Source organism: Brevibacillus sp. HB1.4B, from assembly GCF_013284285.1.
Lineage (GTDB): Bacteria > Bacillota > Bacilli > Brevibacillales > Brevibacillaceae > Brevibacillus > Brevibacillus porteri.
In genome coordinates, this window is record NZ_JABSUT010000007.1 from 148910 (window position 1) to 165390 (window position 16481).

The 16481-nt window shown below is 46.1% G+C and carries 14 protein-coding genes; 13 read left to right on the top strand and 1 reads right to left on the bottom strand.

The annotated features are described in order from the left end of the window. The first annotated feature begins 62 nt into the window (after positions 1 to 62). The 8 genes from HP398_RS18220 to HP398_RS18255 all read left to right on the top strand — a co-directional run bounded on the left by HP398_RS18220 (position 63) and on the right by HP398_RS18255 (position 11088). Positions 63 to 695 (top strand): TetR/AcrR family transcriptional regulator, encoded by a 633-nt coding sequence (locus tag HP398_RS18220; protein WP_017252398.1) that lies wholly within the window; start codon positions 63 to 65, stop codon positions 693 to 695. Between the two features lie 120 nt (positions 696 to 815). After that, entirely contained in the window at positions 816 to 4067 is a 3252-nt protein-coding gene (gene icmF, locus HP398_RS18225; protein ID WP_173623320.1) for a fused isobutyryl-CoA mutase/GTPase IcmF, read from the top strand. Positions 4068 to 4671: 604 nt separating this feature from the next. Beyond that, positions 4672 to 5199: a TlpA family protein disulfide reductase gene (locus HP398_RS18230; RefSeq protein ID WP_173623321.1), complete on the top strand. Its 528-nt coding sequence runs from the start codon at positions 4672 to 4674 to the stop codon at positions 5197 to 5199. Between the two features lie 20 nt (positions 5200 to 5219). After that, positions 5220 to 7022: an ABC transporter ATP-binding protein gene (locus HP398_RS18235; RefSeq protein ID WP_217368753.1), complete on the top strand. Its 1803-nt coding sequence runs from the start codon at positions 5220 to 5222 to the stop codon at positions 7020 to 7022. Beyond that, positions 6997 to 7599: a MauE/DoxX family redox-associated membrane protein gene (locus HP398_RS18240; RefSeq protein ID WP_254476199.1), complete on the top strand. Its 603-nt coding sequence runs from the start codon at positions 6997 to 6999 to the stop codon at positions 7597 to 7599. The genes HP398_RS18235 and HP398_RS18240 overlap by 26 nt, the downstream gene beginning before the upstream one ends. A 34-nt stretch (positions 7600 to 7633) precedes the next feature. After that, the gene (locus HP398_RS18245; protein ID WP_017252392.1) at positions 7634 to 8257 is read left to right on the top strand and encodes a thioredoxin domain-containing protein; all 624 of its coding nucleotides are present in this window, start codon (positions 7634 to 7636) and stop codon (positions 8255 to 8257) included. A gap of 468 nt (positions 8258 to 8725) precedes the next feature. Then, complete coding sequence (gene rpoE / locus HP398_RS18250) at positions 8726 to 9286, top strand: DNA-directed RNA polymerase subunit delta (RefSeq protein ID WP_017252391.1); 561 nt, start codon at positions 8726 to 8728, stop codon at positions 9284 to 9286. 206 nt (positions 9287 to 9492) lie between these two features. Then, entirely contained in the window at positions 9493 to 11088 is a 1596-nt protein-coding gene (locus HP398_RS18255) for a CTP synthase (protein WP_017252390.1), read from the top strand. Positions 11089 to 11159: 71 nt separating this feature from the next. Here HP398_RS18255 and HP398_RS18260 read toward each other — a convergent pair whose 3' ends face one another. Continuing rightward, entirely contained in the window at positions 11160 to 11954 is a 795-nt protein-coding gene (locus HP398_RS18260; RefSeq protein WP_017252389.1) for a lipid II flippase Amj family protein, read from the bottom strand. A gap of 171 nt (positions 11955 to 12125) precedes the next feature. On the opposite strand from HP398_RS18260, the gene HP398_RS18265 reads away from it, so the two are divergent. From HP398_RS18265 to glpX, 5 genes are all read left to right on the top strand, one after another. After that, positions 12126 to 12500, top strand: a complete 375-nt coding sequence (locus HP398_RS18265) for a response regulator (protein WP_007725537.1) — start codon at positions 12126 to 12128, stop codon at positions 12498 to 12500. Between the two features lie 103 nt (positions 12501 to 12603). Next, complete coding sequence (fba, locus tag HP398_RS18270; RefSeq protein ID WP_173623323.1) at positions 12604 to 13458, top strand: class II fructose-1,6-bisphosphate aldolase; 855 nt, start codon at positions 12604 to 12606, stop codon at positions 13456 to 13458. 14 nt (positions 13459 to 13472) lie between these two features. Beyond that, entirely contained in the window at positions 13473 to 14117 is a 645-nt protein-coding gene (fsa, locus tag HP398_RS18275; protein WP_017252387.1) for a fructose-6-phosphate aldolase, read from the top strand. A gap of 79 nt (positions 14118 to 14196) precedes the next feature. Further along, on the top strand, positions 14197 to 15480 hold the full coding sequence (locus tag HP398_RS18280) for a UDP-N-acetylglucosamine 1-carboxyvinyltransferase (RefSeq protein WP_017252386.1): 1284 nt from the start codon (positions 14197 to 14199) through the stop codon (positions 15478 to 15480). A gap of 28 nt (positions 15481 to 15508) precedes the next feature. Further along, a complete protein-coding gene (gene glpX, locus HP398_RS18285) occupies positions 15509 to 16471 on the top strand; it encodes a class II fructose-bisphosphatase (RefSeq protein ID WP_173623324.1) in 963 nt (320 codons plus the stop codon). Positions 16472 to 16481 lie beyond the last annotated feature (10 nt).

The following is a 16481-nucleotide window of genomic DNA, read 5'->3' on the forward strand; positions in this document are numbered from 1 at the left end:
CGCCTTCTTTTCTATGAGGCGTCTGACCAAACGCTCAGTCGGTTGGAAAGGTGGATTTTGGAGTGTCTGACAAGAGAAAAGCGATACCGTCCCTAGTAAAGGACCCAAAACTGATCGAGAGAAGAAGAGAGCAGATTATTGAGGCTGCCGTTCATCTCTTCATTAATAAAGGTTTTCATAAAACGACGACAAGGGAGATTGCCCGAGCGTCTGGATTTAGTATTGGTACGTTGTACGAGTATATTGAGTCAAAAGAAGACGTGCTCTATCTTGTTTGTGATGCCATTCATGCGGAGATGGAGACGCGCTTGCGTGAAGCGATCAACTTCAACGGAACTGGTTTGAAAACATTAAAGATAGCACTAAAGAGCCTGATCCGCGTGATGGATCAGATGAGCGACCGCGTTTTGCTTATTTATCAGGAAGCCAAATCATTGCCAAAAGAAACACTCCGCTACGTGTTGGGGCGTGAAGAAGCCATTTCGCATATTTTCGTCGAAATCCTGGAAAAAGGGATTGCCGATGGTTCGCTGCACATTGACGAAAAGAACGTCAAGCTGATGGCGGACAATATCATGGTACTGGGCGAAATGTGGGTATTCCGCCGCTGGGCATTGAAAAAGCACTATACCATTGAGGAGTACACAGAGAAGCAGATCGCGCTTCTGCTTCGCGATATCAGTGTCTCCGATTAAGAGGAGAGTTTAAAAAGTCAGGGAAACATAGAGTGCCAAGCATACCTCGCGTCTACCGCCTTGATCTGCTTGGCCCTGTTTTTCCTCCTTTTTAAACTTAATTAAAAGGAGAGTGGAACGATGGAAACAGAAGTGTATCGTCCGCAAAACAAGGTTCGCTTTGTGACCGCAGCCAGTCTGTATGACGGTCACGACGCCTCGATTAATATCATGCGTCGTATTTTACAATCGTCGGGAGTAGAGGTAATCCATCTCGGACACAACCGCTCTGTTGATGATATTGTAACAGCCGCTGTTCAGGAGGATGTGCAAGGGATTGCCATCAGCTCCTACCAAGGCGGCCATGTGGAGTATTTCAAATACGTAATTGATCTATTACGCGAGCGGGGAGCAGAGCATATCCGTGTTTTTGGCGGCGGTGGCGGCGTTATCGTTCCACGCGAGATTCGGGAATTGGAAGAGTACGGAGTCTGTAAAATTTATTCGCCAGATGACGGCAGACGATTGGGCTTGCAGGGCATGATCAACGACATGATTAGACGTAGCGATTTCCCAACCGTTAAGCAGCTGGAGGGAGAAGTAGCAGGCTTGCGTGAGCAAAACCATCAGGCGATTGCCCGGCTTATTTCCGTTGCAGAGTACGCAGTGGACCAGCGTGAATGGACAGAACCTCTCCGTGAAAGTTTAGTGGAAGCCGATTCAGCCATTCCGGTATTAGGGATTACAGGTACGGGTGGAGCAGGAAAAAGCTCATTAACTGATGAGCTTGTTCGTCGATTTATTCGCACTTATCCCGAGAAGACGGTCGCGATCTTGTCTGTCGATCCATCCAAGCAAAAATCAGGCGGAGCGTTACTTGGTGACCGCATCCGCATGAATGCCAATTCGACACCGCGTGTTTATATGCGCAGTCTCGCCACCCGAAAATCGGGCATGGAGCTGTCTGCTGCCTTAAAAGACGCGATTCAAGTAACGCGTTCTGCCCATTTTGATCTGATTATTGTGGAAACGAGCGGGATTGGTCAGGGGGATGCGCAGGTCACAGAAGTGTGCGACGTCTCCATGTACGTCATGACGAGTGAATTCGGGGCACCATCTCAGTTGGAAAAGATTGATATGCTCGACTTTGCTGATGTGATCGCGATCAACAAATTTGAGCGTAAAGGCTCAGAGGACGCTCTTCGTGAGGTCCGCAAGCAATATCGACGCAATCATCAGCTTTTTGAGCTGCCGGATGAGAAGGTTCCTGTGTATGGTACGATTGCGAGTCAGTTTAACGATCCGGGAACGAATGTGTTGTTTGCTGCCTTGATGCATCGAATTGTAGAAAAGACTAGCGTTGACTGGTCTGTAGAGAATTTGGATACGACTCCTGTAAAGATTCATAAAACTTCGTTGATTCCGACAGAGAGAATCAATTATTTGCAAGACATTGCCAACACCGTCCGCCAATGCCGTGCCTATGCCGAAGAGCAGTCGTTGATTGCACGCAAGCTGTTCCAGTTGCAAGGTGCAAAGGAGACGGTGCTGGCCTCGGGAGATTCGGCAGCTGCCGAGCTGGTGGCGGTGCTTGATAAACAAATCGTTCTCTTTGAAGAAAAGCTGCATCCGGAGTGCCGACGTATCCTAGAAAATTGGCCCAAGCTCAAGGAAGCGTATCGGAAGGATCAATTCGTCACGAAAATTCGCGACAAGGAACTGGTTACCAAGCTGTTCAGCGAATCGTTGTCGGGTACACGCATTTCAAAAGTAGCCGTCCCTGATTACGAGGATTGGGGCGAAATTTTAAAGTGGTCATTAAAAGAAAATGTTCCAGGTGAATTCCCGTATACTGCAGGAGTATTTCCGTTTAAACGCGAGGGCGAAGATCCCAAGCGACAATTTGCAGGCGAAGGTACTCCAGAGCGGACGAACAGACGCTTCCACTTCCTGTCTCAAAATGATGAAGCGAAGCGACTCAGTACGGCTTTTGACTCGGTTACGCTGTATGGTGAGGACCCTGACTACCGCCCGGACATTTACGGAAAAATCGGTACGAGTGGGGTCAGTATTTGCACCCTGGATGACATGAAAAAGCTGTACGCCGGCTTTGACCTTTGTGCACCTAGCACTTCTGTGTCCATGACGATCAACGGTCCTGCACCTATGATTTTGGCCATGTTCATGAATACGGCGATCGAGCAGCAACTGAATGCTTTTGTTCAAAAAGAAGGGCGTCAGCCTACCGAGGACGAAGCAAAACAAATCAGAGCGTACACGCTGTCGACTGTTCGCGGAACTGTTCAGGCAGATATTTTGAAAGAGGATCAGGGGCAAAACACGTGTATCTTCTCGACAGAATTTGCCTTGCGGATGATGGGGGATATCCAGCAGTATTTTATCGACCAGAAAGTACGGAACTACTACTCTGTGTCCATTTCCGGCTATCACATTGCGGAGGCAGGGGCGAATCCGATTACGCAGCTTGCGTTTACGCTATCTAACGGATTTACCTATGTCGAGTACTATTTAAGCCGCGGCATGAACATCGATGACTTTGCGCCAAACCTGTCCTTCTTCTTCTCTAATGGTCTCGATCCGGAATACACCGTGATTGGACGTGTGGCTCGCCGGATTTGGGCAACCGTGATGAAAAATCGTTATGGTGCAAATGACCGCAGCCAAAAGCTGAAGTACCACATCCAGACGTCCGGCCGTTCCTTGCACGCGCAGGAGATGGATTTCAACGATATCAGAACGACCTTGCAGGCCTTGATTGCCATTTACGACAACTGTAATTCTCTCCATACGAATGCCTACGACGAAGCGATTACGACCCCGACAGAGAACTCTGTGCGACGGGCAATGGCGATTCAGATGATCATCAACAAGGAAATGGGACTCGCGAAAAATGAGAACCCACTGCAAGGGGCATTCATCATCGATGAGTTGACTGATCTGGTAGAAGAGTCAGTTATGCAAGAGTTCGAGCGGATCAGTTCTCGCGGAGGCGTGCTGGGGGCGATGGAGACTCAATATCAGCGCGGCAAAATTCAAGACGAGTCCATGTATTACGAAATGAAAAAGCATACGGGCGAGCTTCCGATTATTGGGGTAAACACGTTCATTAATCCGAATGCATCTGAGGACGATTACGAGATTGAATTGGCTCGGGCGACCGAAGAGGAAAAAGAACAGCAAATCATTAATCTCCGGGCATTCCAGGAGCGCCACAAGGATGTGTCTGCGGCTGCGCTGCGGCGTCTGCAAGAAGTGGCTATGGCGGGAGAGAACATCTTTGCCGAGCTGATGGAGACGGTCAAAGTAGCATCGCTTGGACAAATCAGTGGTGCCTTGTATGAAGTGGGCGGCCAATACCGCAGAAATATGTAGCAACAGAGTAATTGGCTTAAAAGAAATCCTAGGGTACGTGGAAAGATTCGAAAATGACACAAGGACCACTTCTTTGTTACGAGGTGGTCCTTGTCTTATTCTAAAATGTAAAACAAGAGTAGAAGTTTAACTTCTACTCTTAAGACTGTAGAGAAACCCCGCTATTTTCGGGGTTTCTTTCATTAGGAAGAAAATTTGTGAATGCAAAACAAACCTCCAGCTCCACATTTCTAGTGGTTTTGAAGGTTTGTTTGGAGAGGATGATTTAGCATCCTAGCAAATTTTTCGTGTATTGCTGGTACCCTCATCCCCTAAATGATTCTTTTTCCTAGCAGCAAGTAAATTTAAGAGGGTTCTGCAAGTTATGTTTTGCTGTCCCCTTTTCTAGAATACAAAACACATTAATGGTGCAGGGAGGATCAATGAAACCGTTTTTAGAATCATTCTTGACACCAATTAACTTTGAAAATTGATCTAACATAGTCATAACCTCCATATTTTTACATTTTTTACTTTCGATTCAATTATAAGAATTGCAACAAAAACTGTCAAATGATATATTATTTACAAATATTTACCAAAATGGAGTTTGAGGGAGGTTTCTGTGTACGTTCTCATTCCACTAACGGTAGCAGTTGCTTTATTCGGCATGCAACTCTATTCATACCGAAAGTTCAGGAATATCGTTACTCTCTTTTCTGTAGAAGATTCTTTTTTTTCACTTCTAAACCAGTATTTTATCGGTGTAAATCTCAAAGAGTCACTTATATTCCCCACGCATTTTTCACAAACACCAACCATTGTCATGTTCGCTGCCCCCTCATGTGATACATGCCATCATGAAGTAGAAAGATACTTAACCCATATCAAGAAAAAAACAACCAACCTTCCTTTCTTATGTGCGGTTAAGCAGGATGATTCTGACTATCAGCACTTTATCGACACATTTAGCGGAAAAATTACGATGGTTCCCGTCGACAAAAAAACCATGAGCGAATTACAAATCATCAACTTCCCAAGCCTGTTTATTGTTGACTCACAGGGGATCATTCGATATGTAGGACGCTCAGTTGGTGAGCTAGTAGACATCTTGAAGCACAAGGAGAAGCAAGAGCTCCACAACATCCAATAAAACTAGAAAAGGTGTTCCTCATGATTGTTCAATCATTTATCAAGCTGTTCACTTTCTTATGGGCACATGCCCGGCTACTTCTCGCGCTTTTAGTTTGCTTAACAATCATGATTGGTTTACTACCAGTAGCCACCCTTTGGCTATCTAAAGAAATGATCAATGAGGTCGCGAAAATCATTCAACTCCAAGTGGGTGATTATCGTTATGCTTTTTTCTTACTCTCACTTCAATTTTTAATAGCGATGGCTACATCTGTGCTTCTCAATATCCAACAATACCTGAATGGAAAGCTTGAAAATGTTTTGGAACTCGCGGCACAATCACTTGTACTTCAAAAGGTAGAAGCGGTACCGCTTTTCTATTTTGATATTCCCGATTTTTACAATCATTTAGAGAGAGTTCACTTGAATGTGGGCACACGCTTTTTATCACCACTCACGATCCTACTAGAGATCGTTAGAGCCAGCATTACTATTTTCAGTTTCTTGCTCTTTTTGTTTACCGTTCACTGGAGCCTCGTCATTTTAAGTCTGATCGCGGCAATTCCCGTCTTCTTTGTTCAAATTCGGTTTGGCAGTATCAATTATTGGCTCAGATACGGCTTAACCCCCTTAATTCGCGACATACAATATACCAGTTTTTTATTGAAAGATCGGCAGTCAGCCAAGGAAATTCGACTATTTGGCTTAGGTCAAATGCTACTGAAAAGATGGTCAACCTCCATTACCCACCAGTTCACTGAAACATTAAAGGTGCTGCGAAAGCAACAAGCAACGGAGGTCGGCCTAGATGGGTTTACCGCACTTTTGTACTTTGGGACAGCTGGAATTATCATCTGGTTAATCCGTACCACCTCTATGCAAATCGGTGAGTTTGTAGCAATCGGACAAGCTGTGCAGGGAACACAAGGATTGACCAATCAGCTATCTAACCAGTTTGCCAAAATATTTGGAGAGATTCTTTATATAAACGATTTTTTTGATTTCATCGAATATGAACACCCTGAAAAGGATGCAAGCGACGAAGGCTCGGCTCTCTTTCCTGCACCGCTACAACAGGGCATTTTTATAAAAGGATTGTCATTTACCTACGTGAATACGACAAATCCTGTTCTAAGGGATATTCACTTGCACATACGGCCTGGTGAAAAAATCGCAATCGTCGGTGAAAATGGCTCGGGTAAATCAACCTTGGTCAAATGTGTGATGGGGTTGTATCCCATATCACAGGGTGACATTTCCTTTGATGGCCTCAGTATTAGCCAGATCAAACCTGATGATTTACGCAAAAATATGACCGTGATCTTCCAGGACTTCATCAAATATGCCTATACGTTACAAGATAATATTGGTTTTGGTGATACCGAACGAATAAACGATCTAAAATGGATGCAAGAAGTTGCCGCTACAGCTGGCGTGGATCAAATCGTTTCCAAACTTCCAGATGGCTACCAAACCTATTTAAGTCGCTATTTGCAAGAGGGAACCGATCTTTCTGGAGGACAATGGCAAAAAATTGCCTTGGCTCGTGCTCTGTTTCGAAATAGTGATATTGTGATTTTAGATGAGCCAACAGCAGCTCTTGATCCCATGACTGAGCTTTCTGTATACCAACTCGTACGAAATCTGACTGAAAATAAAACAACCCTATTTGTCTCACACCGTATGGCTGCCGCTAAAATGGCAGATCGGATTATCGTGATGAAGGATGGTCAGTTAGTCGAGTCTGGAACGCATGATGAACTGATTTCACGTAATAAAGAATATGCGCAGATGTATCATGCTCAAGCACAATGGTATGCAACACCAGTGGAAAGCAGGTGAAAAATTGGAAATCGCATCCTTTATCTTTCGCATGATTCTAGCACTGTTGTTTATAAGCTCGTCTGTATCAAAAATCAAAAACAGAACGACTCATGCTTCAATTGTAAAAGACTACAAAATACTGCCTGAACGATCTATTAGATTTTTTGCCGTCCTCGACACTTATTCTGAATTGCTGATTGGATTGCTACTCATTTTCGGGCTGTACTATTCCTGGGCAGCTCTGGCTGGTAGTGGTTTACTACTCCTGTATAGCGTGGCTATTGTGGTCAATTTATTGCGCGGAAGACGAGAAATATCATGTGGTTGCGGTGGCATCGTCGGCAATCACAATCTATCATGGGTACTGGTCAGCCGAAACGTCTTGCTCATTGCGATGTGTCTCTGGGTCTATCAAATACCGACCACCTATGGGAATCTCTCATGGGCATTAGAAACAGGGAATTTCAGGACCGTATATGGAGAAGAGTACTGGACGTTAATGATCATCGTATTGTTGTCCACACTTGTGATTCTGATTGGTCAACATCTAGGGAGCATTCGGAAGAAAGTACACGAGCTAGTCGCACAAAAATAAATATCATTCCCTCACGAAAAAGGAGAGATCCTCTGTGGAAACGTTTATACAATGGTCTGTGATTGCGTTATGGGTATTTGTCATTGTGCAATTCGTCGTTATTTACTTGCTAACAAAACTAGTAGCAGATTTTATCAATAAATTACAAGCAAAAGAAAAAGAACCGAGTGTAGACAACTGGATAGGCTCCAGAGCCCCGGTTCTGATCGATAACAGTCCGTCTGGAACAAGCATTGATTTTACAGAGATGAAAAGCCACTCTACACTTGCACTTTTCACGGCAGAAGGTTGTCCCATATGCCAGCAAATTATTCCACATTTAGAGAAGGTAAAACTACGATTTCCTCAGCTTAAATTACTAGTTGTTTATTCAGGAAAGCTCATTCACGACACTCAAAACCAGGACGATATTCAGTATATCAACTCTTCCATTTCGTTTTCAATGTACCAAATCGATGCCATCCCATCTGCTGTCCTGATCGACAAAAAAGGAATTATCCTTGCCAAAGAATCGGTTCCTACCTTTCATTATCTACTGGCATTGCTTGAAAAACATGTGCATATCGAAGCGGACACCTCGGAGTTCATTCCTGCGTCGCTCTCAACAAATCTAGGAGAAAATAAAGCAAATAAAATTGCCCCTCAACCATATTCATGACTGTAGAAAACCTACCATTCATATTTTAAGAATATTACAGTAAATGAACGCGGTGTCGTGTGTAATAATGAAGAGTAGAAGTTAAACTTCTACTCTTCATTATATTATCTATCGTACGTTACTTTTCCAAAATGTTATGTAATAAAAATTTGTATGTCCATTCCAAATGGTCGTTTGTTAGCACTTATCTTAGCCCCCAACTGTTTAATCAGTGGTTGGTATAGGGGTGAGTTCATTATTAAGGAAATTTACGACCATTACCTAATAAAAAGAGTCTCGCTTGTTTGAAAGCCTTGCATTTTCGGCTAAAATAAGGAATACTGTATGTTAGCCTTCGTATGTTGTGCGTTGTGTAATTAGGGATTTTGACATCATTTATGAATGACTTATACAAACCTGCGTCCCCCGAACAGGGCACCGGGTCAGTATTCAAATCAATCGTTTTCATATGGAAAGGACGTGCCCTGAGTGAGTCAATTGTTTGCTCATATTGATTCCGAGAAACTGAGTGAGATGGCGTTAGTTGACATTGCGTATGAAATTTTGCGTGAAACTAACCGCACTTACAACTTCCGCGAGCTGATGAATGAACTGGTTGCAGTGCGCAAGCTGACTGATGAACAACTCATGGCAATCATCGCGCAAGTATACACAGAAATTAACATTGATGGCCGCTTCGTGTGCCTCGGTGACAATGTATGGGGATTGAAACGCTGGTACCCAACCGACACCGTGGAAGAAACCCAAGAGGGTGGCGGAACGAAGAAGAAGAAAATCGTCACGGAAGATGACTTCGACGATTACGATTCCGAAGACGAAGGTGTCGAGGAATACGAGGAAGACGATGTTGTCATCTTTGAGGACGAAGAGGAATTCGTCGACGAAGATTCTGAAATCGAAGAAGAAGAAATCGATGGAGAAATCGACGAGGAAGAACTCGAAGACGAAGATGATGAGATGTTCGAAGAAGACGAAGAGCTTGCGGAAGAGGAATCTGACGAAGAGCTCGACGAGGAAGACGATAAATAGGTCCTTGACTTCCGCTTAAGGGACAGATAAAATACTCCTTGGGCTTCACATGAAGAAGGATCAAATATGGGAAACTATAAAACAAAAGTGCCCCTACCCCATTTCTTTACGGGATAGGACTCGCTTTTGTTTTTCTTTTTTTTTGGAGCCGTCTTCATTCGATTTTTATAACAACTTAAGGGTGAGGGAAAGAGGGGACGTTAACGATGACGAAGTATATTTTTGTGACAGGCGGGGTTGTATCCTCGTTGGGAAAAGGAATTACAGCGGCTTCTCTGGGCCGACTCTTGAAAAATAGGGGTCTGAAGGTAACCATCCAGAAGTGTGACCCATACATCAACGTTGACCCGGGAACGATGAGTCCGTATCAACACGGGGAAGTTTTCGTAACGGACGATGGTGCGGAAACAGACCTGGACTTGGGCCACTATGAGCGCTTTATCGATATCAACCTGAGCGCTAACTCCAATATGACAACTGGTAGAATTTACTCGACTGTCATTGCCAAAGAACGCCGTGGCGACTATTTGGGAGGAACCGTTCAAGTTATTCCTCACATCACGAACGAAATCAAAGATCGCATTTTCCGTGCAGGTCGCGAAACCGGGGCAGATGTAGTGATTACCGAGATCGGTGGAACTGTTGGGGATATCGAGAGCTTGCCATTCCTTGAATCCATCCGCCAGATCAAAAGTGACATCGGTCGCGAAAACGTCATGTACATTCACGTAACCCTGGTACCATATATCAAGGCAGCAGGTGAAATGAAAACCAAGCCTACGCAACACAGCGTGAAAGAACTGCGCAGCTTGGGTATTCAACCAAATGTGATCGTGACACGTACCGAGCAACCGATGACGCAAGAAATGAAAGACAAGTTGGCTCTGTTCTGTGATATCGATAAAAACGCGGTAGTGGAATGTATAGACGCGGATAGCCTTTACGATGTACCACTGCAATTGCAAGCACAAGGGTTGGACGATTACGTATGCCGTCACTTGGGTCTGACTTGCCAAGAAGCGGATATGACAGAGTGGAAATCGCTCGTATCGAAAATCAAAAACCTGTCCAAAACGACTACCATTGCAATCGTTGGTAAATATGTAGAATTGCATGATGCGTACTTGTCCGTAGCAGAAGCGCTGTACCATGGTGGCTATGCGAACGATTCCAAAGTAGAAATCAAATGGGTACACGCGGAAGAAGTTACGCCAGAAAATGTTGGCGAACTGCTCGGTGATGTAAATGGTATCCTCGTACCAGGCGGCTTTGGCGATCGTGGTATCGAAGGTAAAATCATCGCTACACGCTATGCTCGTGAAAATAAAGTACCATTCCTCGGAATTTGCTTGGGTATGCAAATCGCTGTGATCGAGTTCGCTCGCCACGTAGCGGGTATGGACGGCGCAAACAGCTCCGAGATCAACCCGAATACAGCATATCCGGTTATTGACCTCCTGCCAGAGCAAAAAGATATCGAGGACAAGGGCGGTACAATGCGTCTGGGTCTCGGTCCAACCAAAGTGGAAGAAGGCACGCTGACTGAGGCTGCATACGGAAGTACCCTGGTTTATGAACGTCATCGTCATCGTTATGAAGTGAACAACGAATATCGTGATCAATTGGCGCAAATGGGCTTGCGTTTTGCGGGTACAACTCCAGATGGTCGACTGGTTGAAATCGTGGAAGTTCCAGAACATCCATGGTATGTAGCGACACAGTTCCACCCAGAGTTCACATCCCGTCCGAACCGTCCACAGCCATTGTTCCGTGACTTCGTGAAGGCTTCCCTGAACAAATAACATAGTTCCATAAATAAAAGACGCACCCGCGATGTAAAGTCGCAGGTGCGTTTTGTGCTTTCAAAAGCAGATCAATGGAACAAGGGCGATAGCCAGGCTACCCAGTAGGCGGCCGGAATGAGCAGGAATTGAGCCAAAATCGTTCCGATAAAACGTGAGAACATCAGCCATAGGTACATGTCGCGAATCGATTGCTGCGTGGTTTTCCCTTGCATTGCTTTTTCTGTCAGAAGGGCAATTTGCGGGTCTACTAGAATCGTCATGAAAATCGTGGCAAAACCGTTGATTAATCCAGAAGACATCAAAACGGTTGCTTTGTAATCCGGGGCTAGTAATGTCGCGTATAACACGGACAGTACGCTGCTTGTGTAGATAGCTGTCCCAAATGCATTTAATAACAGTAATCGTTTGGGAATGCCTTTGATTCGAAAACGAGAGATGGCTTGCCAGCTAGGAATCCGGACATGATGGTGAACACGTCGGATGGTTTCAACAGTAACTGCCGTGCGAATCATTTGCGGAATCGAGCCCGCTAACTCCAAGTGCGAGATCATTCGTTTCGATATTTGGACGAAAGTGGGAAACAGTACGATAGCCGCCAAGGTTCCGAGCGAGGACGCTGCAATAATCACGTGCAACTGTGTGCTAGGATCAACGTGCTCGATCGCAGCTTGATCCATCAATCCCCCAGTGAATGGTCCTTGAATCAGGTTGGAAGTACGGGAGAGGAGCAATACGATCCCGACCAGAGACATCGCTACAGCAATCCTGCCCGTTTGTACCCCTGCAAAACGGATTCCGTAGGTAAGTGTCTCTGTCGTATGGATAATAAATGTTAACAAGCAAATCAGCCACAGAGCATCCATAGTAAGTATCTGGCTCCTTGTGTGTAGGGGAAATTGGTTTTTCCCATTATACTCGAAATGAGGCCTATGGGAAATTTTAAGCAGGCGTTCAGCAAAAAAGGTGAAGGAGTTTCCTGATTTTAGGCGAACCCATAATAATTAAGAAAACGCATTCGTCAGGGGGGAATCAGAATGTTCGACAAGCAAGATAAAAAGGTACTGGTTGTGGATGACCAGTATGGGATTCGCATTTTACTGTATGAGGTGCTGGGAAAAGAAGGGTACAAGACCTTTCAGGCAGCAAACGGGAAAATGGCATTGGAAATCGTGGAAAAAGAATCGCCAGATTTGGTTATCCTCGACATGAAGATCCCTGGGATGGATGGTATTGAGATCTTGAAACACATCAAGAAGATCAATCAGGAAATCAAAGTCATCATGATGACAGCTTACGGAGAGCTGGACATGATCAAAGAAGCAACACAACTGGGAGCATTGACTCATTTTACAAAGCCGTTTGATATCGATGAACTACGAATGGCAGTGCATCAGCAATTAGCTTGTTAAGAACTGACTGCTTAGGTCAGGGTACAAGCGTCCCTGTTAACAAATGCTTGTCTGTGGTATAATAAGCCACATGACTGAAGTCTGCTAGAGGAGGATTTACAAAATGCCACTGGTACCTATGACCGCTTTTACCGAAGACGTCAAAAAGCATAAATACGCCGTCGGACAATTTAACCTGAACAATCTGGAGTTTACTCAAGCGATTACTGAAGCTGCGATGGAAGAAAAATCGCCTGTGATCTTTGGTGTTTCTGAGGGTGCACTGAAATACATGGGGATCGATTATACAGTAGCGATTGCAAAAGTGGCTGCTGAACGCGCAGGAGTCCCTGTAGCATTGCATCTTGACCATGGTAGCAATTTCGACATGGTAATGAAGTGCATTCGCGCTGGGTTCTCTTCTGTTATGTTCGATGGTTCCCATCATTCGTTTGAAGATAACCTTCGCCTGACCAAACAGGTTGTAGAGGCTGCTCACGCTGTTGGCGTATCGGTAGAAGGTGAACTCGGTACCATCGGTGGGGTAGAAGACGACCTGTCTGTTGACGAGGAAGATGCTACCTTGGCAAATCCTGAGGAAGCAATCCGCTTCTGGGAAGAAACAAAAGTAGACTATGTAGCGATTGCTGTAGGTACAGCACACGGTATGTACAAAGGAGTTCCAAAAATCCGCTACGACATTATCGAAAAAGTAGCGAGCAACATTGGAGCGCCGATCGTTCTTCACGGTGGTTCCGGCGTACCAGACGAAGCGATCATCGAATCCATTCGTTTAGGCGTAGGAAAAATCAATGTAAATACAGAAAGCCAAGTCGCATGCACGGAAACAGTTCGCAAAGTGCTAGCTGCCAAGCCGAATGAGATCGATCCACGCAAATACCTGAGCCCTGCTCGCGATGCGATCAAGGAAGTAGTACAAGGAAAAATGCGCTTGTTCGGAAGTAGCAACCGCGCGTAACTGGGAGGATAATCATGCGTTTTTTGATTGATACAGCAAACGTTGAAGAAATCCGCGAGATTCACGAATGGGGAGTTCTGGCGGGCGTAACGACAAATCCGTCTTTGGTTGCCAAAGAAGGACGCGATTTTGTAGAGACCCTGAAAGAAATTCTCGATATTGTTGACGGTCCGATTAGTGCCGAAGTCATCAGTACAGATGCAAAAGGCATGATCGAAGAGGGAGATAAGCTCGCTGCTCTTTCGAAAAACATCGTCATCAAGCTGCCAATGACCGCAGAAGGTTTGAAGGCAACCAAGTATTTCGCTAAACGCAAAATCAGAACAAACGTAACACTGGTGTTCTCCGCGAATCAGGCACTTTTGGCTGCGCGCGCAGGTGCGAGCTTCGTGTCTCCGTTCTTGGGACGCTTGGATGATATTGGTCAAGATGGCATGCAATTGATCGAAGATATTGCTGAAATCTTTTCTGTTCACGGTATCGACACCGAGATCATTGCGGCATCTGTGCGCCACCCCGTTCACGTAACGGAGGCAGCACGCCGTGGTTCTCACTTCGCTACCATTCCAGCGAAAGTATTTAAACAACTCATTGCCCATCCACTGACAGACAGTGGCTTGGAGAAATTCCTCGCTGACTGGGCAAGTATGCAAAAATAAGGACACGTGTTGAAAGTCCAAGCACCTTTTCCATCGGGGAAGGTGCTTCTTTCCCGATTACGCCTGAGGAGAGCAAAGCATGGATAAGCTGATCATCAACGGTGGAAAACCGCTCGCGGGGACGGTGACCATCAGCGGAGCAAAAAACAGCGCAGTCGCACTCATCCCAGCAGCGTTGCTGGCAGATGGACCCGTTGTTATTGAGAATCTCCCCCGTATTCAGGATGTAGGTATCTATCACGAGCTCTTGCGGGAAATGGGAGCTGACGTGCTGTTCGAAGAAGATTGGATGGAAATCGACGGACGTAGTATGAGGCTGATGCTCATGCCAAATGGTCGCATCAAAAAGCTCCGTGCCTCGTACTATTTGTGGGGAGCCTTGCTCGCCAAGTTCGGTGAAGCCCAGGTTGGCTTGCCGGGTGGCTGTGATTTGGGCCCGCGTCCAGTAGATTTGCATATCAAAGGCTTTGAAGCGATGGGCGCCGAGGTGGAGAACAAAAACGGCGTCATGACTATCCGTGCCCAAAATGGACGCTTGCAGGGTGCGCGAATTTATCTCGATCTGGTCAGTGTTGGTGCCACCATTAACATCATGCTGGCTGCTGCCAAAGCAGATGGTGTGACCATTATTGAAAACGCTGCCCGTGAGCCTGAGATCGTCGATGTAGCAACCTTGCTCAATAATATGGGAGCAAACATCAAAGGCGCCGGAACGGACATGATCCGCATTCAAGGCGTAGAACGCTTGCGCGGATGCCGTCATACGATTATCCCCGATCGGATCGAAGCGGGGACGTACATGATTGCGGCAGCAGCTACCAACGGCAATGTGATGGTGGAGAATGTCATTCCAAAGCATTTGGAGTCTGTAACGGCCAAGCTGCGCGAAATCGGTGTGCAAGTGGTAGAAGAGGATGACAGCATCCAAGTCATCGGACATGATTCTTATCGATCAATCGACGTGAAAACGAGTCCGTATCCGGGTTTTCCAACGGATCTCCAGCAGCCGATCACGACCTTGCTGACTCTTGCTAAAGGCTCAAGCATCGTGACGGACAATATTTACAGCTCGCGTTTTCGTCATGTAGATGAACTGCGCCGTATGGGAGCTTCCTTGAAGATTGAAGGAAGATCCGCTGTCATCGAAGGCGGAAGCAAACTGAATGGTGCCAAAGTGATAGCTTCGGATTTGCGTGCGGGAGCAGCTCTGTTCATTGCCGGCTTGGCAACGAACGGCACGACAGAATTAGAAGGACTCGAACATATAGATCGTGGCTACGAAAACTTGGTGGGCAAGCTGCAAGCCTTGGGAGCCGATATTACTCGGGTAGGTCTGCAGAGCATGGAAAACCACCAGCGTTAACCAATCACCAGGAGAGGAGTCTTCCAGAATGGAACGGAGTTTAACACTTGAACTGGTACGTGTGACTGAAGCCGCTGCTTTGGCTTCTGCCAGTTGGATGGGTCTCGGAAAAAAAGATGAGGCTGATGATGCGGCAACGACCGCAATGCGCAATGAATTTATGAAAGTGCCGATGGATGGCGTCGTAGTAATTGGCGAGGGCGAAATGGACGAAGCGCCAATGCTGTACATCGGTGAGCGTCTGGGCCAGGGAGTGGCTCCGGCAGTCGATGTGGCTGTTGACCCTTTGGAGGGAACAAATATCCTCGCAAAAGGTACATGGGGAGCGATTTCGGTCATTGCCATTGCAGACCGAGGAAATTTGTTGCATGCTCCTGACATGTATATGGAGAAAATGGCAGTAGGGCCTAAAGCAGTCGGCAAAGTCGATATCAACGCACCGGTTCGTGATAACCTGAAAGCGGTAGCGCAGGCACAGGGGAAAGATATCAGCGATTTGGTCGCTATTGTGCTTGACCGTGATCGTCACTCTCAGGTGATCCACGAAATTCGTGAGGCAGGCGCGCGTATTCGACTCATCTCAGACGGAGACGTAGCCGCTGCGATCAACACTGCATTCCCTGATACAGGTGTAGACATTTTGTTCGGTTCTGGAGGAGCTCCGGAAGGTGTTCTGGCAGCAGTTGCCCTGAAATGCCTCGGGGGAGAAATCCAGGGTAAGCTCTTGCCGCAAAATGAAGAAGAGATTAAACGCTGTGTTAAAATGGGATTGACTAACCCTCATCAAGTCCTATTCATGGACGACTTGGTGAAAGGTGATGACGCCATTTTTGCAGCGACAGGTGTGACGGATGGCGAGTTGCTCAAAGGGGTTCGCTTCCAAGGAACTCGTGCGACGACTAATTCCGTTGTTATGCGTGCGAAAACCGGAACGGTACGTTTCATTGAAGGGAACCACCGCATAGAACGCAATCCGAGTAACGGTTTGTAAGAAAACAATT